20 protein-coding genes are annotated in these 18,832 nt (G+C 66.1%); 14 read left to right on the top strand and 6 right to left on the bottom strand.

Annotation, left to right across the window (positions count from 1 at the left end; genetic code table 11):
- Positions 1-65: 65 nt before the first annotated feature.
- Positions 66-614: an outer membrane beta-barrel protein gene (locus RBB39_RS15195; RefSeq protein WP_052704403.1), complete on the bottom strand. Its 549-nt coding sequence runs from the start codon at positions 612-614 to the stop codon at positions 66-68.
- 247 nt (positions 615-861) lie between these two features.
- Between RBB39_RS15195 and RBB39_RS15190 the strand changes: the two genes are divergently transcribed.
- From RBB39_RS15190 to RBB39_RS15175, 4 genes are read left to right on the top strand one after another with little or no spacing between them, the layout of a single operon-like run.
- The gene (locus RBB39_RS15190) at positions 862-1,002 is read left to right on the top strand and encodes a hypothetical protein (RefSeq protein WP_181248609.1); all 141 of its coding nucleotides are present in this window, start codon (positions 862-864) and stop codon (positions 1,000-1,002) included.
- Complete coding sequence (locus RBB39_RS15185) at positions 1,002-1,721, top strand: metal ABC transporter ATP-binding protein (protein ID WP_045993493.1); 720 nt, start codon at positions 1,002-1,004, stop codon at positions 1,719-1,721. Before RBB39_RS15190 ends, RBB39_RS15185 begins: the two co-directional genes overlap by 1 nt.
- A complete protein-coding gene (locus RBB39_RS15180; protein ID WP_108132148.1) occupies positions 1,722-2,624 on the top strand; it encodes a metal ABC transporter permease in 903 nt (300 codons plus the stop codon).
- Between the two features lie 40 nt (positions 2,625-2,664).
- Entirely contained in the window at positions 2,665-3,825 is a 1,161-nt protein-coding gene (locus tag RBB39_RS15175) for a metal ABC transporter solute-binding protein, Zn/Mn family (protein WP_045993494.1), read from the top strand.
- Positions 3,826-3,975: 150 nt separating this feature from the next.
- On the opposite strand, the gene RBB39_RS15170 is transcribed toward RBB39_RS15175, so the two are convergent.
- Positions 3,976-4,941 (bottom strand): ABC transporter substrate-binding protein, encoded by a 966-nt coding sequence (locus RBB39_RS15170; protein ID WP_045993495.1) that lies wholly within the window; start codon positions 4,939-4,941, stop codon positions 3,976-3,978.
- Between the two features lie 166 nt (positions 4,942-5,107).
- Between RBB39_RS15170 and RBB39_RS15165 the strand changes: the two genes are divergently transcribed.
- From RBB39_RS15165 to thiE, 10 genes are all read left to right on the top strand, one after another.
- Entirely contained in the window at positions 5,108-5,452 is a 345-nt protein-coding gene (locus RBB39_RS15165; protein ID WP_045993496.1) for a hypothetical protein, read from the top strand.
- Positions 5,453-5,716: 264 nt separating this feature from the next.
- Positions 5,717-6,163: a C40 family peptidase gene (locus RBB39_RS15160; RefSeq protein WP_240184218.1), complete on the top strand. Its 447-nt coding sequence runs from the start codon at positions 5,717-5,719 to the stop codon at positions 6,161-6,163.
- A 91-nt stretch (positions 6,164-6,254) separates the two neighbouring features.
- Positions 6,255-6,893 (top strand): peroxiredoxin, encoded by a 639-nt coding sequence (locus RBB39_RS15155; protein ID WP_045993497.1) that lies wholly within the window; start codon positions 6,255-6,257, stop codon positions 6,891-6,893.
- Positions 6,894-7,139: 246 nt separating this feature from the next.
- Positions 7,140-8,186, top strand: a complete 1,047-nt coding sequence (locus tag RBB39_RS15150; protein ID WP_045993498.1) for an ABC transporter substrate-binding protein — start codon at positions 7,140-7,142, stop codon at positions 8,184-8,186.
- Entirely contained in the window at positions 8,183-8,944 is a 762-nt protein-coding gene (locus RBB39_RS15145; RefSeq protein WP_108132144.1) for an ABC transporter permease, read from the top strand. Before RBB39_RS15150 ends, RBB39_RS15145 begins: the two co-directional genes overlap by 4 nt.
- Positions 8,932-9,720, top strand: a complete 789-nt coding sequence (locus tag RBB39_RS15140; RefSeq protein ID WP_083970481.1) for an ABC transporter ATP-binding protein — start codon at positions 8,932-8,934, stop codon at positions 9,718-9,720. Before RBB39_RS15145 ends, RBB39_RS15140 begins: the two co-directional genes overlap by 13 nt.
- Positions 9,717-10,052, top strand: coding sequence for a hypothetical protein (locus tag RBB39_RS15135; RefSeq protein ID WP_045993500.1), 336 nt, complete (start codon positions 9,717-9,719; stop codon positions 10,050-10,052). Before RBB39_RS15140 ends, RBB39_RS15135 begins: the two co-directional genes overlap by 4 nt.
- A gap of 362 nt (positions 10,053-10,414) precedes the next feature.
- Positions 10,415-10,702, top strand: coding sequence for a hypothetical protein (locus RBB39_RS15130; RefSeq protein WP_045993501.1), 288 nt, complete (start codon positions 10,415-10,417; stop codon positions 10,700-10,702).
- Positions 10,703-10,850: 148 nt separating this feature from the next.
- A complete protein-coding gene (thiM, locus tag RBB39_RS15125; RefSeq protein WP_045993502.1) occupies positions 10,851-11,669 on the top strand; it encodes a hydroxyethylthiazole kinase in 819 nt (272 codons plus the stop codon).
- Positions 11,670-11,708: 39 nt separating this feature from the next.
- Complete coding sequence (gene thiE / locus RBB39_RS15120; RefSeq protein WP_260425405.1) at positions 11,709-12,371, top strand: thiamine phosphate synthase; 663 nt, start codon at positions 11,709-11,711, stop codon at positions 12,369-12,371.
- Positions 12,372-12,417: 46 nt separating this feature from the next.
- Here thiE and RBB39_RS15115 read toward each other — a convergent pair whose 3' ends face one another.
- The 4 genes from RBB39_RS15115 to RBB39_RS15100 form a co-directional block, all read right to left on the bottom strand.
- Positions 12,418-12,981, bottom strand: a complete 564-nt coding sequence (locus RBB39_RS15115) for a cytochrome b/b6 domain-containing protein (protein WP_045993503.1) — start codon at positions 12,979-12,981, stop codon at positions 12,418-12,420.
- A 92-nt stretch (positions 12,982-13,073) separates the two neighbouring features.
- On the bottom strand, positions 13,074-13,949 hold the full coding sequence (locus tag RBB39_RS15110) for a DMT family transporter (protein WP_045993504.1): 876 nt from the start codon (positions 13,947-13,949) through the stop codon (positions 13,074-13,076).
- Between the two features lie 240 nt (positions 13,950-14,189).
- Positions 14,190-15,734, bottom strand: coding sequence for a D-alanyl-D-alanine carboxypeptidase (locus RBB39_RS15105; protein ID WP_045993505.1), 1,545 nt, complete (start codon positions 15,732-15,734; stop codon positions 14,190-14,192).
- Between the two features lie 208 nt (positions 15,735-15,942).
- Positions 15,943-18,813: an HD domain-containing phosphohydrolase gene (locus RBB39_RS15100; RefSeq protein ID WP_045993506.1), complete on the bottom strand. Its 2,871-nt coding sequence runs from the start codon at positions 18,811-18,813 to the stop codon at positions 15,943-15,945.
- Positions 18,814-18,832: the final 19 nt, after the last annotated feature.

Genomic DNA, 18,832 nt, shown 5'->3' with positions numbered 1-18,832 from the left:
TGGCGTCGCCCCTGCGGGGTAGAACGCACCTGATGGAAACCGGTACCTGAGTCGCACCCACCAGGCTAGAAGGTATAGACCACGCTGCCGGTCAGGCTATCGACGTGCCCGATCTCGTCGGCATCGATGCGCTCGACCTCCAGACGCCCGGTCACATCGAACAGCTGCACCCGGGCGCCCAGCCCGAATACCGGGTCGGTGCCGGAATAGTCCTTGTTCAGGCCATTGCCGCTGCGGTCGGCGTCCCAGTCCGCCATGCCGGCCTTGCCGTAGACGCCGAAGGGGCCAAAGCTGAAGCCGGCGATGCCCATGGCCTGCAGGCTCTCCACCTCGAGCCGTGCCGAGGTGCCGTCGACCTCACCGTCGAGCTCACCGCCGTTGAGGTAGGACAGCTCCGCCCCCAGGTCGAGGAAGGGCAGCCAGCCGAAGTTGTAGCCGGCAAAGACCTTGGCCGCCGACGCCTCGTCGTCAAAGTCGTCATCGCCCTGCATCTGGCCGGCGCCGACACCGACGTACAAGCCGGTACTGCCGCCCGCCACGCAGTGGGTCGACGTCAGCAGGGCCAGCCCAAGGGCCGCCCCGACCAGCGCCATCCGCCGCAATATCCGTGACATCCTGAAAACTCCGTAGAAACGTTGTCCTGTTGTGCGAGACCAGGCACACCTGACACCTTATTTCAGTCTATCGTGGGAAGACATTCTTTGCAGTACCGATTGTAGGAAAGTTCCACGCCTGCCTCGAACGCTCTGGCGGCTACCTCAAGTGGATGGCCCGAGGGAGGGAAGTCGTGGAATCCCAGATATTGTTATGTTATAACTTTCAACCATTTTGCTCGACCGATTTGCCCCGGAGCTATCCTGCATGACCCATCGTCACCGCCCCGAAGGGCCTTGCCACTTCTCGCTGATGTCCCTGTCCATGCGGCGCCGACTGATGCTGGTGCTGATTCCCCTGCTGCCACTGTGGCTGGCGGTGTCCTGGTCCGCCGGATGGTGGCACTGATGTCACGCCTCGTCTTGCATGATCTGCAGTTGGCACGCGGCGGGCGCACCGTGCTCGAACATCTCGAGGGGCGCTTTCAGGATGGCGCCATCACCGCGCTCATCGGCGCCAACGGCGCCGGCAAGAGCACCCTGATCCAGGCCATCATGGGCAACTTGACGCCGGTCGCGGGCCGCGTCGAATGCGCCGTTCCGGCGGCGCGCCGCGCCTGGCTGCCGCAGCAGCTGGCGCTGGACCTGAGCTTCCCGATGAGCGTCGAGGAACTGATCATGACCGGCACCTGGCCGAGCCACGGTGCCTTCAAGGGTTACTGCGCCGCTCACTATCGCCGTGGGCGCGAGATCATGGAACGTCTGGGCATCTCGCGGCTGGCCCACCGCCCGCTGGGCGAGCTGTCCGGAGGCCAGCGCCAGCGAGCCCTGATCGGCCGGACGCTGATGCAGGAAGCCGAACTGCTGCTGCTCGATGAACCCTTTGCCAACGTCGACGTCGATACCGTCGAGATGCTGATGGACGTGCTGCGCGAGATGGCCGAACAGGGGGCGACCCTGATCATCGTGCTGCACGACATGGAGCAACTGGCACGCCTGGCCGATGACGTCCTGATCCTGTCCCAGGGCCACGGCCGCTGGGCCACGCCGGATGCGCTGGTGGAGCGTCACACCGGTCAATTGACCCGCCCACCTCGACTGCCGCTGACCTTTCCTGGATCTGTCTGAATGCTCGACTCGCTGCTTTCCACCCTGTACCTGTGGCTGATCGCCCCTTTCGACTATGCCTTCATGAGCCGTGCACTGCTGGCCAGCCTGGCGCTGTCGCTGGCGGCGCCGCCGCTGGGGGTCTTCCTGATGCTGCGCGGCATGAGCCTGATCGGCGACGCCATGTCCCACGCCATCCTGCCCGGCGTTGCGCTGGGTTTTCTGATGGCCGGTTTCTCGCTGCCCATCATGAGCCTTGGCGGCATGCTGTCAGGGCTATTGATCGCGCTGTTGGCCGGCAGCGTGTCCCAGCTCACCGGCCACCGGGAAGACTCGGCCATGGCGAGCTTCTTCCTGATTTCGCTGGCGGCCGGGGTCATGCTGGTCGCCCTGGGCGGCAGCAGTGTCGATCTGACCCATGTGCTGTTCGGCTCCATCCTGGCGGTGGACACCACCGCCCTGGTGCTGATCACCGGCATCAGTAGCCTGATCGTCATCACCCTGGCGGTGATCTTCCGCGCCCTGGTGGTGGAATGCCTCGACCCGCTGTTTCTGCGCAGCCAAGGCACCAGAAGCGGTCTGGTCCACGGTGTCTTCCTGGGGCTCGTCGTGCTCAACCTTACCGCCGGGTTTCAGACCCTGGGCACGCTGATGGCGGTCGGTCTGATGATGCTGCCGGCCACCACCGCTCGCTTCTGGAGCACGCGCCTCGAGGGCCTGATAGTGCTGTCGGTGGTGATCGCGCTGGGCGCCAGCCTCGGTGGCCTGCTGATTTCCTACCACCTGAGCCTGCCCTCTGGACCGGCCATCATCCTGCTGGCCGGTGTGGCCTATCTGCTGTCGGCGCTGTTTGGCCGCCAGCACAGTCTTTCTGCTCGCCTTCGTCGTCGCGCCACACCGCTGCGCGCCGACGACCACGCCTGACGCGCCCCGCCGTCCCCTGACCAACCGGAGATCAACGTCCATGCCACTGTCACTGCCTCATGCCTTCGTCAAACGCCACGCCTGGATTGCCCTGACGGGACTCGCCCTTGGCCCCCAGGCCGTGGCAGACGAGTCCACCCAGGTGGTCGCCAGCTTCAGTGTATTGGCCGACATGGTACGCAACGTCGGCGGCGACAGGGTCGAGGTCACCTCACTGGTCGGCCCCGACAGCGACCCCCACGTCTACTCCCCTCGCCCGACCGACGCCAGGGCCCTGGCCGAGGCAGACCTGGTGGTGCTCAACGGCCTGCAGTTCGAGGGCTGGATGACGCGCCTGCTCGACGCCAGCGGCTATCAGGGCAAGACCGTTGTCGCCACGGACGGAGTGCCGCTGCTGGCCTATGGCGGCCAATCGCTGCATCGCCAGAAAGAGGAAGGGGCCGAACACGACCATAAAGAGCACGATCATGAAGAGCACGATGGCCACGATCATGACAGCCATGAAGAGCACGACAGCCATGAAGAGCACGGCGGCCACGGTGATCACGACAGCCATGAAGACCATGAAGATCACGACGGCCACGATGATCACGACAGCCACGACCATGGCGAGTACGACCCCCATGCCTGGCTCGACCTGTCGGCAGGACTGATCTATGTCGCCAATATCCGCGACGGACTGATCGCCGTCGACCCTGACAACAGCGAGCACTACGCGTCCAGGGCCGACAGCTACATGGAGGATATCCAGGCGGCCCACGACCAGGTGCTCGCGCTGCTCGACGACCTGCCGGAACACGCCCAGGTCATCGTCGGCCACGACGCTTTCGGCCACTTCTCTCGGGCCTACGGCATCGACTTCCTGTCGCCGGTCGGTCTGTCCACCGAAGCGGAACCGTCAGCGGCGGATATCGCGCGCATGGTGGACGTCATCCGTGAACGCCAGATTCCGGCGCTGTTTGTCGAGAACATGTCCAGCCCGGCGCTGATGGAACAACTGTCCGAGGAAACCGGCGTGCCCATCGCCGGCTCACTCTACAACGGCGCCCTGTCCGAAGAAGGGATGACGTCTCACTACCTGGGAATGATCCTGCACAATGCCGAGGTGCTGCATCAGGGGTTGGTCGATGCCGAGGGTCATGACGATAGCCACGATGGCCACGACCACGACCACGACCACGACCACGACCACGACCACTGATCCTGTCATCACGACCCGCTCGCTCGACAGCTCGAGTGGACGCCACACGTCGTCCTGTCGACCTGCAGAAAACAAAGGACCGCCCTGGGGCGGTCCTTTCGTCTTTCGCTCCAAACGGCGGTCTTCAGTCGACGCTTGAGGCAACCGACATCAGGCTTCGGGGATCTCCAGTGCATCGCGCACCACGGGCCAGGCCTCCTCGCCGTCGCGCGTGGTGACCCCCTCAAGGAAGCTCTTGGTCTCCTCGGGGTGTTCACGCAGCCAATCTACGGCGACCGCCTCCGGCTCGCGCTCTTCGTAGCTGAAGCCACGGATCATGGCGCTCTGGTCATCGGCGGTAAACACCAGCTGATCGAGCAGACGGGTGGCATTGGGGTGGCTCTCGGCGAACTCGCTGCGCACCAGGGTGCGCACGTCGCTGCGGCCGCCTTCCGGTCCCCACATGTCCTCGGGGTCATCCAGATAACGCACGTCGAACTCGATGTTCATCCAGTGCGGGGTCCAGGCGGCGAACACGATCCACTCTTCACGATCGATCGCCGCGTCCACGGCGCTCAGCATGCCTGGCGTCGAGGTCTCGGACAGGTTCCAGTCACCCAGACCGTAGGTGTCCTCATCCACGGCGCTGTTGAGCGAGTCGCTCATGCCGGAGCCCACCTCGATGGAATAGATGGTGCGGTCCAGCTTGTCGGCAAACTCTTCCTTGTCCAGATCCTCCGCCGTTTTCACGCCGGCTTCGTAGACGTAGGTGGGTACGGCAAAGCCGAGGCGCGCACCGTCGACGTTGTTGCCAAGGTCCTCGAGCTTGGACTCGCCATCCTCGAAGCTGGCGTCGTACATGCCCTGCTGGGCCGGCAACCAGGCCGCCAGAAAGGCGTCGAGCTCTCCCTGGCGCAGGGCCTGATAGGTGATGGTGGAGCCCAGCTCTTCCTGGACCGGCTCGTAGCCCAGGGTCTCGAGCAGGGTGGATGCCAGGGCCGTCTTGACCGTTACACCGGGCCAGGCGGGCACGGAAAAACGAACCTGGGCATCTTCCTGGTCCTGAGCATGGGCGCCGAAGGAAGCCGCGAGCGCAATCGAGGCCGCCAGGGCCAAGGGCATGGAATGGTGTCGCATGGTTCACCTGTCGATAGCTGTAGAAGCCATCAACCATACCGGCTCGGCACACCGCCTCAAGAACGCGCCTTCAACGACTGGGTCACGGCACCGCACTTACCTGTTTGCCAGAAGTCCTTTGCTGGACCAGTCTTAAGAGGCCCGTTTCGCCGGAGGAAACACCAAGATGGCTGACATCGACTACACCCTGGAGCGCCAGATTACCCTCAAGGCACTCGCCAAGGCCTTGTCCCGCGGGTTTTCGCCCATCGTCGAGGTGGAGTCGATGGATGGCATCTACACGGTGCGCTTTCATCACGCCAACGGCACCACAGAGCTTGCCGACGACAAGGGGCGAACCCGCACCTTTCTCGGCACCGGCGAGATCCGCGAGTTACTCGGCGGCGTCGGCCTGACCCATGGCGTCCTGACCTGGACCGACCAGTGCGGTGACGAGATGATCGGCGTGGAGGGCAAGGCCATGACCCCCGACGAGATGCTGGCCAACGGCACACGCATCTCCTTTCGTTAGGGGGCACGTATCTCCTGTCGTCAGGGGGCATCGGCCTGTCGGTCGCGTCCGCGCCTGGTCGCCTGGTCGCCTGGTCGCCTGGTCGCCTGGTCGCCTTGTCATTGTCGTTGTCGCTACGCCTGCGGCGCCAGCGACACATTACGCCTCGGCCCCCTTGGCCTGCCTGGTAGGGCAGAGTACCGTAGAGGGCGCCTCGTCTGTGCAGGGAAAGCCGCAATGACCACTTCGATGCCGTGGTACACCAGATCCTCTTGGACAGCCCTGATGGCACTGCTGCTGGTGCTGCTGGGGGGCTGTGCCTCGGCCCCGCTGAGCACCGATGACGGCGGCCAGGGACTGTCCATGGAACGTGCCCTGATCCTGTCCGAGGCGCGCAGCGCCGTCGGCACCCCCTACCGGTTCGGCGGCAACGATCCGCGCGGGCTGGACTGTTCCGGCCTGGCCCAGATGACGTATTCCCGGGCGGGTATCCCCTTGCCGCGCTCATCCCGGGAGCAATACCGGCGCCTGCCGCCCATCGACGAGGCACGGCCGGGTGATCTTCTGTTCTTCGCTACCGGCAAGGGTCCCGGGGTCAGCCATGTCGGCATCTACGCCGGCGACGATGTGATGATCCACGCGCCCGGACGCGGGCGAACGGTCACCACCACCTCGCTGTCCATAGACTATTGGCAGGATCGCTTCGTCGGGGCGGCCGCGCCGGCGCCCTGACGCTCGCTGCCACGAGGCCGCGCCCCGGTCTCACCGATCGACCCGACGGGTCCGTCCGGGCCCGTCGCCATCAACCGCCAAGGAGACGACCATGACGCTACGACTGGGTGATACCGCACCGGACTTCACACAGGAAAGCACCGCCGGCACCATTCACTTTCATGAGTGGGCCGGTGACAGCTGGGTCATCCTGTTCTCTCACCCCAAGGACTTCACCCCGGTGTGCACCACCGAACTCGGGGAAGTGTCGCGCCTCAAGGGTGAATTCGACAAACGCAACGCCAAGGCCATCGGCCTGTCGGTGGACCCCATCGAAGATCACCACGCCTGGGCCGGCGATATCGAGGACACCCAGGGCCACGGGCTCAACTTCCCGCTGCTCGCCGACGCCGATCGCAAGGTCAGTGACCTATACGACATGATCCACCCCAACGCCAACGACACCCTGACGGTGCGAAGCGTATTCATCATCGATCCGGCCAAGAAGGTGCGCCTGACGCTGACCTACCCGGCCAGCACCGGACGCAACTTCGACGAGATCCTGAGGGTGCTGGACAGCCTGCAGCTGACCGACGGCTACAAGGTGGCGACCCCGGTGAACTGGAACCATGGCGACCGTTGCATCATCGTGCCTGCCGTCTCCAACGACGAAGCCAAGACCCTGTTCCCTGAGGGCTGGGACGAACAGCGTCCGTATCTGCGTTACGTCAAACAGCCGGGCAAGAAGTAAGGACGGAGCAGGCAGACGTAAGGACAGAAGTGTCCGAGGGAGGGACGAGCAGCGCCCCCTCTCTATCTACCGCTACGTCAGACAGCCTGTCCCCTCAGCGATGGCCGCCCCCGGGCGGCCATCGTCGTGTCGGCGTCTTCCGATGCCTAATAAGCATATAACGGATTGATCGCACGCCTGCGTGTCGCCCTCGTCCCCCGATCGTTATCATGCTGATCATTAACTTCATTGCTCCGGGAGGGCTCCATGCCCCAGCTCCTTTACCGCTGGCTGACCGCCGCCGCCCTGCTTCTGCCTGGTACCGCCATCGCCGCCGACGAAGGTCCGCTGGAGGTTGGTTATATGCCGATCCTGCCGGTGGCTCAGCTATTCGTGATGGAGGGCGAAGGCTGGACCGAAGAGGCCGGCCTGGAACTTGAGCTGACACGCTTTTCCAGCGGGCCGGCGATGGTCCAGGCGCTGGCCTCGGGTGATCTCGACGTCATGTACTTCGGTATCGGCCCGGCCATGGTGGCTCGCGCCAACGGGGTACCGATCAAGGTACTGGCGGCCGCCATCCAGGAGCAGATCGGCCTGGTCGCCCGCGGCGAACTGGCCAGCCTGATGGCCGACGCCGACCCGGCCCAGGCCATCGCCGACTTTACCGAGCGCGAAGGCCGTCGGCCCAAGATCGCCACCTTCCCCAAGGGCTCGGTACCCGACACGGTATTGCGCTACTGGCTGGACGAACGCCTGGGCATCGGCAGTGACGCCGTCGAGATCGTCGCCATGGGCGCCGATCGTGTCCAGCAGGCGCTGCTGGCCGGTGCAGTGGACGCCGCCTCGACCCTGGAGCCGATACTCTCCACCGTGACCGAACGCCTCGACGACGCCCAGATCGTGGCCCACGCCTCGGACATGTTGCCGGGTCAACCCGGCGCGGTGCTGGCAGCACGCGAAAGCCTGCTCGAACAGCGCCCCGATGCCGTCAGCACCTTGCTCGAACTTCACCTGCGAGCGACCCACGCCCTGGTCGATACGCCACAGCAGGTCGCCCCCTCGGTGCGCGAGTTCGTCGGCAAGCGTCTGGTGCCGCTGGAAACCGTAGAGGCTGCACTGTCCTCGCCCTTCGCCAACTACGGCGCCGATCCCCACGCGATCGTCGAGGGCACCCGCACCATGCATGACTTCCAGCTGGCCAACGGCACCCTCAAGCAGGGCCTCGACATCGACACTCTGTTCGACACCCGCTGGTACGACGACCTGACCGCAAGCGCTGACGCAGACGCCGAAGAAGGCGACACGAGCCCATGAAGTCGGTATCTCGTAGCCGGCGCACCGGCCTCGGTGCGCTGGGGCTCGTCGCCTTTGTGGCACTCTGGGAGATCTCACTGCGCCTGGGGCTGCTGCCCGGCAATCTGGTTCCGCTGCCCTCTGCGATCCCGACGGTCTTCTGGGGCGAGGTGGTCGACGGCATCTGGTGGGAAGTCGTCAGCTCGAGCCTGTCTCACTACAGCGTAGGGGTGGCCATCGGCTCGCTGGCAGGCATCGCCATGGGCGTAGCGGCGGCCCTGCTGCCGGTGTTCGACGCCCTGCACGCCTGGCTGGCGCGCCTGCTGCGCCCGATCCCGCCACTGGCCTGGATCCCTTTCGCCATCATCTGGTTCGGGATCACGCCATCGGCGGCGGCCTTCATCATCAGTATCGGGGTGTTCTGGATCAACTACTTCGCCAGCTACAGCGCGGTGCGTGCGGTGGACCCCGGCTATGACGAGGTAGCCAGGGCCTTCGGCCAGGGTTCGCTGCTGGCCCGCCTGACCAAGGTCAGCCTGCCCGCGGCGGCCCCCGGCATCCTCGGTGGCCTGCGCGCCGGCCTCGGCCAGGGCTGGATGACCGTGGTCGCGGCCGAACTGTTCGGCATTCCCGGCATCGGCCAGCGCATGATGGAGGCCTCGGGCCTGCTGGCCACCGATATCGTGGTGGTCTACATGCTGACCATTGCGGCGCTCTACGCCCTGTTCGACCTGGGCTTCCTGCATCTGCAAAAAAGGCTGCTGATATGGACACCCTGACAGCCGAACGCAACGCCGACGCCTGCGTGCTCAAGGCCCATGACCTGGCCCTGGGCTTCGGCGGCCAGCGCGTGCTCGAACATGTCGACCTGCGCCTGGCTCCACGGGAGTTCATCGCCATCGTCGGTGCCTCCGGGGTCGGCAAGTCGACCCTGCTGCGGGCACTCTGCGGCCTGCTGCCGGCGGTGGCAGGCGAGCGCTGGCTGGACGAGAGCCCACGTGATGGAGCGCGGCCCTGGTCGATGGTCTTCCAGGCGCCACGGCTGTTTCCCTGGCGACGCATCCGCGCCAATGTGGCGCTCGGGCTAGAGGGACTGGGGCTGTCCCGGGACGAGCGCCAGCGCCGCGCCCTTGCGCCGCTGGAGCTGGTCGGCCTGGGCGACATGGCCGAGCGTTTCCCCTCCACCCTGTCCGGCGGCCAGCAACAGCGTGTCGGCATCGCCCGGGCGCTGGCGGTAAAGCCCCGGGTGCTGTTCATGGACGAGCCCTTCTCGGCGCTGGATGCGATCACTCGCCGTCGCCTGCAGAACGAGTTGATCGACCTGCGCCAGCGCACCGAGGCCGCCATCGTCTTCGTTACCCACGACATCGAAGAGGCGGTGCTGCTGGCAGACCGGGTGATGGTGCTCGGTGGACATCAGGGCGGGGCCCCGGCGCGGGTCATCGACACCCTCGAGATCACGCTGCCCACCGACAATCGCCGTGAGCATTCCGACTTCGGCGCCCAGGTCCATCATCTGGAAACATTGATCGGCGCCGCCCCGGAGGCGTCATGAGCGATACCGGCCTGCCCCCCCGTGAAGCGGGCGATTCACGCTTGAAGGTGATGCTTCACGCTCCCTGCGCCGAGAGTCTTGCCCGCGCCAGGCGCAATGCCCGCAACCTCAAGGCCGCCAGCCCCGAGGCCGAGGTGCTGATCATCACCAACGCCGGCGGTGTGGCCGCCGCCGTCGCCACCCCGGACGACACCGACGCATGGTTAAGACTGTGTCGCAACAGTCTCGACGCCCAAGGCATCGTCGACACCCGGGGACTGGCCATCGTCGAGGCAGCGGTACTCACCCTGGCCGAGGGCCAGCGCCAGGGCTGGGCCTATATCCGCGCCTGACGCACGCGTTTGATCCACGTCCAGACAGACCGCCTTGGCAGGAGGCCATTGCGGTCGCCCTTGCAGATCACCCTTGCTGGTCACCCTTTCAGGTCGCCCTTGCAGGTCGCCCTTGAAGGCGACGACGGAGCCAGGCGCGACGCGCCCTCTGCCCCCACGATTCCCACGCTCTGCCAATGGCGTTCGACCAATGTCGCAGCTCGCCGACTGAACATTTTGCAGATTCGCGCATCAGACCTTGTCACAAATCTTTCAATAAAGCTTAAGCGCGCGTTAAGGCAAAGCCGCTACGCTGCAGCCCTAGCGATGGTGTCAGTAGATGTCTTCTGGCCCGCCCCCTGCACCGACAAGGAATTCCGAACATGCCCTTCCTACAGCAGGTCTCCCGTACTCGCCCCCGCTTCGCCACCAAGGGGCTTCTTCGTATCTCTCTGGCCCTGGTCGGCGGCCTCGCCCTGATGGCCTTCTGGTCGTCCATCAGCCTGCCCCTCGGTAGCCTCAGCCTGATTCTCGGTGGCCTCGCCCTGTGGCCCCGAACCGCAAGCTCGGAGCGTCGAGACGACGCCACAGACAGCGGCAACGGCGTACCGGTTCGCGAGCTCGCCCTCGCCGCCCTGGGGGTATTGATCGCACTGCAACTGCTGGGCTGACGCCCGGCGAGCTGTCGCGGTTCACCGTCTCCCGGCTCAAGGGGGATATCTCAGGCCATCGCCGCTTTACAGCGGCGCGCAGTGACCGGATCATGACTCCCTGCAAGGCGACCCTCACCGCCTTCGTCCAACGCCAGGGAGGCCTGTCATGACGACGACACTCACCGGCGCCGACATCGGCGCACGGCTGACCCGGCTGCGCCAGGCGGCGCCGCTGGTCCATAGCCTGACCAACTACGTGGCCATGAACAGCGCCGCCAATGTGCTGCTGGCCGTGGGCGCTTCACCGGCCATGGTCCATGCGCGTGAGGAAGCGGCCGAGTTCGCGGCATTGGCCGACGCTGTGCTGATCAATATCGGTACGCTCTCGCCTCACTGGGTCGAGGCCATGGTCGAGGCTGCCACCAGTGCCGGCGAGCACCAGACCCCCTGGGTGCTCGACCCCGTCGCCGTTGGCGCCACCGCCTATCGGCGAGAGTCGGCCGCCAGGCTGCTGGACTTGAGGCCCAGCGTCATTCGCGGCAACGCCTCGGAGATCATCGCCCTGGCCGAGGACGGTCTTGGCGGGCGCGGCGTCGACTCCACTGCCGCCAGCGACGACGCCGTGCAGGCGGCCGTCGCCCTGGCCCGGCGCCAGGAGGCGGTGGTAGCGGTAACCGGTGAGGTCGATCTGGTCACCGACGGCCGGCGGCTGGTGCGCGTGCCCGGTGGACACCCGCTGATGCCCCGCGTGACGGCGCTGGGCTGCGCCCTGTCCGGTGTGGTCGCGGCCTTTCTCGCCGCCGATCAGGATCCGCTGGTCGCCACCTGCGCGGCCCTGGCCTGTTATGGCGAAGCCGGCAGTCGCGCCGGCCGCACCGCCCAGGGTCCTGGCAGCTTCGCCGTCGCCTTTATCGACGCCTTGCATCAGCTCAATCCCGAGACGCTGTTACGGCGGGAACCTCTCGCCATCGAGTCTCTCGACTGACCCGACCGCCCTACCCGATTCATGTACCAGGAGCCCCTCGTGACCCACTCTCCTCGACGCCTTGATGCGCGCCCGTTCGCCCCCCGCAGCCTTCGCCTCTATCTGGTCACCGACCCCGGGCTGTGCGCATCCATGGGGATTGAAGCGACGGTGGAGGCGGCGGTACGCGGCGGAGTCAGCCTGGTGCAGCTACGTGACAAGACCGCCAGCGATGACGAACTGGTGCAACTGGCGCGCCGACTGAAACCGGTGCTGGCCGAACACGGCGTCCCGCTGGTCATCAATGACCGTGTCCAGGTCGCGCTAAAGGCACAGGTCGACGGCGTGCATCTGGGGCAGGACGACGGCGACGTGGGCGAAGCCCGCCGCCTGCTGGGCGAGACGGCGATCATCGGCCTGTCGGTGCAGCACCCCGACCAGCTGTCGCGCCTGGATGTCCAGGCACTGGATTATCTCGGACTCGGGCCGGTATTCGCCACGCCGACCAAGAGCGACCACGCCACGCCGCTGGGCTTCGATGGTCTTACCTCGCTGGTGGCGGCGAGCCCGCTGCCCAGCGTGGCCATCGGCGGGCTCAAGCGCGAGCACGCCTCGGCGGTGCGTCAAAGCGGCGCCGATGGCATGGCCGTGGTCTCCGCCATCTGCGGCCAGGCGGACCCGGCGTGCGCCGCGAGGGACCTGCTGACGGCCTGGGAAGGCTGAACCGGCCTGGGAGCCCGGCCAGGCAGCCCACCGCCGAACGCGACCCTCAGACGCGAGGCCCGACCCTTCGACGCCCATGGACCATTGCGGCGATCAGGTTGTCGCCCAGTCGTCGCCCCTCCAGGATGGCGCCGCCCACGTGCAACGGCACCAGACACAGTACCGCCGTGGCGAGGCCCTCGTGCAGCTCCTCCATCCAGTGCACATCGTGGAAACGCTCGGTGTGCACCATCAAGATGCCGGTGGTACCGAGCCCCACCAGCAAGGCCAGCATCAGCAACATCATCACCGCCCCCAGCGGGGTATGGGTGATGCGCTGAGGGGAACTGTTTTCCTTTGCTTCCTGTGCTGCGGCCTGTCTCTTGAGCGCCGCTCCAAGGCGCGAGGGTGTCGGCCAGAAGCTCGACCAGCGCACCGACCAGGGCCCCACCAGCCCCCAGACGACACGCAGCCCTATCAGCCCCATCAGGGTGTAGCCGATATAACGATGAGGGCCAATTTCGGCGTAATTGAGGGCAAACCCCAGCACCAGCGCCCAGTGAAAGACGCGGACCAACGGGTCCCACACCTTGATCTGCCGGCTTTTTGAATGTGACGGAATCGATGCCATCGTCCTGCTCCCTGAAGGTGATACGCCTTGTCGCGTAACAGGCAGCCTGACGGCAGCAACTTAAGGCAAGCTTAGGACGGCAAGTGCCCAGCTCAGGCCGAAGGGCGCCGCTTGAGGCTGGTGCGCCCCTCCTGGTAGGCGATCGCCAGGCCGCTGGCGATGATCAGGGTGCCGCCGATCAGCACCCCGAGATCCGGCACCTCGTCCCAGATCATCCAGCCGAGCAGGACCGCCCACAGCATGGCGGTATAGTCGAAGGGGGCGGCGATAGCGGCCGGAGCGTGACGAAAGGCCAGGGTAATAAAGGCGGTGGCGCCGACCCCGAGCACCCCGGACATGAGAAAGGCCGGCCAATGCTCCAGCGCCGGCGCCTGCCATACCAGCGGCAGGGCGACGCCGGTCACCACAAAGGGCACCAGGGTCATGTAGAACACCATCGCCCACAGGTGCTCGCGGGCGCCGTAGCGCCGAGCGGTGATCATCATCAAGGCATAGAACACCGCCGCCCCGAGCATCGACAGAGCACCCAGCGAGATGCCTTCACTGCCTGGACGCACGATCACCAATACACCGGCAAAGCCCACCAACGACGCCAGCACCACCGGCACGCTCACCCGCTCGCCCAGCAGCGGGACCGACAGCAGGCTGACAAACAGCGGCGCGGCGAAGGCGATGGCGGTGCCCTCGGCGAGCGGCATCATCGTCAACCCCAGCACGAAGCAACCCATGGTGCCGGTATAGATCAGACCACGGATCAGATGCACCCCAGGACGTCGGGTCGACAGGGTGCGTAGGCCGCCCCCCTGGTGCGCCAGCAGCATGATCAACGGCAACGACACCAGGGTGCGAAAGAAGATGATCTGCAACGGCGAATGCACCTCGCCGAGCCACTTGGAAATGGCGTCACCGAGCGCCAGGCACAGCACGCCAAGACACATGAACCCGATACCCTTGAACGATGATCCCATGCTCTCCTCCCTGTCCGCAGCACTGATGGCAAGTGGCTCACGACCACCATCTACCTGACCTAAAAACGAACCCCGCCGGCACGGGGCCGACGGGGGTAACAGGGACAACGTTAGGGGGCGAACGCTTCGCTGGCAAGAACAGACGCACCAGAACTGTGCACTGGTGTATGCCATGCAGCAAAAGGCCCGCCAGAGGCGGGCCTTGTCGGAGAACGACGTGAAGGTGGCGCGAACTGACGCTTAGAGGCTGGCCTGAACGACCATGCAGTCCATGCCCTGCTGCAGCAGTCGCCGACAGGCCGAACGGGCCTGGCCTTCCTGCAGGTCCACCACGCGGGCACGGTAGATGTTGGCATTGTCGGCTCGCGCCACCGCTACCCGGGCGTGGGCCATCTCGCCCGCCAGACGATCGGCCGCCTGGCTGGCCTGGCTGCGCGCGCTGTCCATGTCGCTGAACGCCCCCACCTGGACCCCCCAGTCGCCGGTCTGCGCGATGGTGCTGTTCGCATTCGCGCTGGTGGTGTTCGTGCTCGCCACGCTGGACGGCGCGCTGGACGGCGCGCTCGACACGGAACTCGACACAGGGCTGGGCTCAGGCCTCGCCGCTGCCGCGTCGGGCACCGAGGCCGCCACCGGAATCGATGCCAGGGCGGGTGCCGAGGCACTCGGCTGGTCGATCAGGTTGCGCAGCGGGTCGGGACCGGACGAAGAACGACGCGAATCGGAGATGATCGGGGCGGCGGACTCGAAGCGCACCGGCGCTGTCGCCGACTGGCGGCTGGCCAGCGTCGGCGTGGCCGGACGAACCACGGTCTCGACCCGTGACGGCCGCACCGCGGTCGATGGCACCTGAGCGACACGGCTCGGCGTCGGCGCAGAGATCAACCCACGCTGGCGAGGCGCCATCAGTTCGCCACCGGAGACGTCGGTATTGGCAAGGAAACCACGACCGTCGACCAGCGAAGCCCGCAGGAAGCCACGGTCGAGCAGGCTCATCATCTGCTCATCCCTGGAAGCGGCGGTGTAGCCGCCCATGACCACCGCCACCATGCGCCGTCCATTGCGCGTGGCCGAGGTCGCCACATTGAAACCGGAGGCGCGAATGAAGCCGGTCTTGAGACCATCGGTGCCCGGGTACTTGGTCAGCAGACGGTTGTGACCGGTGTGACGAGTGCCACGCCAGGTGAACTCGGTAAGAGAGAAGTAGGGGTAATACTGGGGGAAGTCCAGCATCAGACGGCGCGCCAGGATGACCATGTCCCGCGCCGTGGTGACCTGGCCGGAGTTGGGCAGGCCCGAAGCGTTGCGGAAGGTGGTGTTATTCATGCCCAGGCTGCGCGCCTTGCGGGTCATCATGTCGGCGAAGTGAGACTCGGAACCGCCCAGGGACTCGGCCACCACCACCGCCACGTCATTGGCGGAGCGCACGACCAACGCCTGGATGGCCTTCTCCACCGGGATGCTGTCACCGGGCTTGAGCCACAGCTTGGTCGCCGGCATCGAGGCCGCATGGGAAGAGACCGGCAGCGGCTGGCCCAGACTCATGGTACGACCGTCCAGAGCCTCGAACAGCATATAAAGGGTCATCATCTTGGTCAGTGAGGCCGGATAGCGGCGCTCATCGGCGTTTTCCGCGTACAGGATCTCATGACTCTCGGCGTCCACCACGATGCCTGCGTAGCGCGGATTGCCTGCCTGGGCGGACTGCACCACCATCAGACAGGTCACCACCAGCGCGACCAGCATCGTCAGCGAACGCCACCCGGAATTCCTTGTGGTCACCATTTATCCAAACCCCTGCGATTTCCAGACTGCACTGACGGCATTATGACCCACTTGACCGGCCTGTACAGGCCAAATTGGCGAGCGTTCACCATCATTCTCGGCATTATATAGACCATTTCGGGCGAACCAGCCGTTCATGCAGGCGCCTTTGTCGTCGTCCACTTGGGCAAAAGCCGGAGCGGGCCTACTCCTGCGCGCTTGCGTCAGGTCAAACTCCCGCACGGGCCAGCAGCGCCTCGGTATCAACGCTATCACGCTGGGCCGGCGTCAAGAAGCGTTCGGCGTAGTCGCTGTAGATCCGCTGCTCCAGCATCAGCCGGAAGATCTCGGGGTCCAGATGGCCCTCCCGCACCATGTCGGCCAGCGTCGCCAGTGCCCGGGAAAGGGTCATGGCCGACTTGTAGGGGCGGTCCGCGGCGGTCAAGGCCTCGAACACGTCCGCCATCACCATGACCCGCTCCTCGAGGCTGGCGTCCTTCATCGCCAGTCGGCGTGGATAACCGGTACCGTCCATGCGCTCGTGATGATTGCCGGCGATGGCCGGGACCCGACGCAGGTGCGCGGGCCAGGGCAGCGCCTCGAGCATCATGATGGTCTGGACCACGTGCTCCTGGATGCGGAATCGCTCGACCTCGTTGAGGGTGCCGCGGGACACCCTGAGATTGAAAAGCTCGCCCTGATGGCCGGCCAGTTCACTGGGCCGCATGTCGAAACGCCAGACATTGTCGGGGTCGTCCGGCGCCACCGCCGGGCGAGAGCGGTGCCAGGGAATCTCGTGACGTGGCAGGTCGGCCAGCAGGCGCTCCTCCGCGGGCAGCCTGCGCAGGGGTTCGCGGGACATGCGCTTGAGCTCATCTCGCGACACCCCGAGCCGATCATCGAAGCGCCGCCACCAGCGCCACTCGGCGATGACGGTCAGGCGCTCCAGCAGCTCATCGCTGATGGCCTCGCCCCCCCGATTGGCCTCGGCCACGCATTCGAAGGCTGCGATCAACTCCTGCTGTCGCGCATGGCGCCGTCGCTCCAGCGTCACCGGATCGCCACCGTGGGCGCGCCCCTGCCAGTAGGCCACGTCGGCATCGCGCCACAGCACCTCGAAGCGGGTGCGAATCTCATGGATACGGTCGTAGCGGGCCTCGAGCTTGGTGGCCTTTTCCATCACCTCGTCGGGAATCGCCAGCTTGCCGCAGTCATGCAGCCAGGCCGCCAGATGGAAGGCGCTGCGGCGGGTCGCGTCGAAGTGAGTCTCGGCGTATACCCCGTGCTCGCTGCGATCGATGCCCTCGACGATCATCTCTGCCAGTACCGGCACTCGCGAGCAGTGGCTTCCGGTATGCGGCGACTTGGCGTCGATGGCATGGGCCACCAGCTGGACGATGCCCTCCAGTAGACGCGCCTCACCGCGCAGCAGTCGCCTCAGGTCGATGGCCACCGCTGCCGCCGCCGACACTTCGGCGACGAAGGCACGCCAGTGAGCGTCGTCATCGTCCAGCGAGCGCCGCGCCAACGCCAGCAGACCCAGCGTCGCTCCCTCCCGGTTACGCAGCGGCTGCAACAGATAGCCGGCCGCCTCAAAGCGCTCGATCAGCGCCTCGAGCTCGGCCTCGGAGCCTTCCTGCAGTCGCAGCTCCCGACTCCGTGGGTCCGCATCGGGGTCCCTCGCCTCCCCCTCCCTGGCGATCCGAGCGAAGCGTCCCTCGTCCTGTTCATCGGCCAGGTAGATGGCCCCGGCGCGACTGCCGGTGCCGCGCAGCAGATCCTCGAGAATGCTGGTCAGCATGCGATCCAGGCGTGGCTCGCTGTTGAGCACCCGGGTGATGCGTCCAAAGCCCTCGATACCACGCGCCAGCCGGCGCAGTGCCACGCTGAGCCCGCGCACCTCGGTCACCCGCGAGCCGACACCGTCGCAGGCGGAAAAATCGTAGCGCCCGAGCGCCTCGACCTGTCCGGACAACTCCCGCAATGGACGCCCCAGTCGTCGTCCCAGCAGCACCCCCAGCGGCAACAAGGCCAGTGTCACGGCCCCCGCCAGCAACGAACTCTCCAGCATCATCTGGCGCACATCGGAGGTCAGCTCGTCTTCCGGGACCGCTGCCATCAGCCGCGTGGCCTCGCCCCCCAGGGTGACAAAGGGCAGCACCAGCCCCCACCACTGGCGACCGTCATGGGACAACCGCCGCGGCGGCTGGTCGACGTTCGTGCTCAACAATTGCGCCAGCACCGGCATGGCCAGATCCTCGAAAGAGGACAATTGGCGGGCGTTGCCGAGCCCAGGATCCAGTGTGGCGTCCAGGGTGGTCGCCAGCGCCTGGCCGGAGGCGGTGACCACCGCCATGCGTGTCTGCGGCGTCAACCGCAGGTCATCCAGGCCGACGCCGAGGTCCCGCGAGGCGACATCCAGGCCGACCACGGCGTCACCGCTGCGGCGCGCCATGCTGATGCCGATTTCGCCAGTGTTGAAAAACACATAGGGAGCGGTCAGGAAAGGGGCGTCACCCTCGGGGGCCTGCTGAAACCAGGGACGGCTGCGCGGATCGAAGAAGTACTGGTCGAGTCGCTCGCGCCCGAGCGGAGCAAGCGATGGATCGAACAGATGCCATTCACTCTGCGGTGGCTGGCCAGGGCGTGCATCCACCACCAGCGCCAGGTAGGCCGCGTCCTGGCCGTCGTTGTTGACGAGGTCGGGTCGCTTGCTCTCGAGCATGCGATCCACCGCGCGAAACATCAGGAAGTCGCCGCTGCCATAGCCGATGTAGACGGCGTCGACCAGTCGATGGGCTTCCAGCGCCGCCCTCATCAGCGGCAACGCTGCCAGCCGGCCGTCCCAGTCGTCGGCCTCGCCCGGGGCCCCGTTGGCCAGCATGTCGATGGCCACCCGTGCCGGCCTCACCAGCGCCTGGGTACGCGCCTCCAGGGTGTCGACCAGCTGGGCCGAGGTCTCTTCCAGGGTCGCCCCCAGCGTGCGCTGGGACTGGTGCCAGGAGAACCCCAGCAGCGCCACCGCCATCACCACCATCACCCCGACGATAACGATACCGATCAGCCACTGCACCGGAATGACGAGTCGATGGCGGTACATGGTCGGACCTCTCGTGACG

The sequence above is a fragment of the Halomonas sp. MMSF_3323 genome (genome assembly GCF_030733595.1).
In the GTDB taxonomy this organism is placed as follows: Bacteria; Pseudomonadota; Gammaproteobacteria; order Pseudomonadales; family Halomonadaceae; genus Halomonas; species Halomonas litopenaei.
This window is presented reverse-complemented; position numbering and strand designations above follow the sequence as displayed.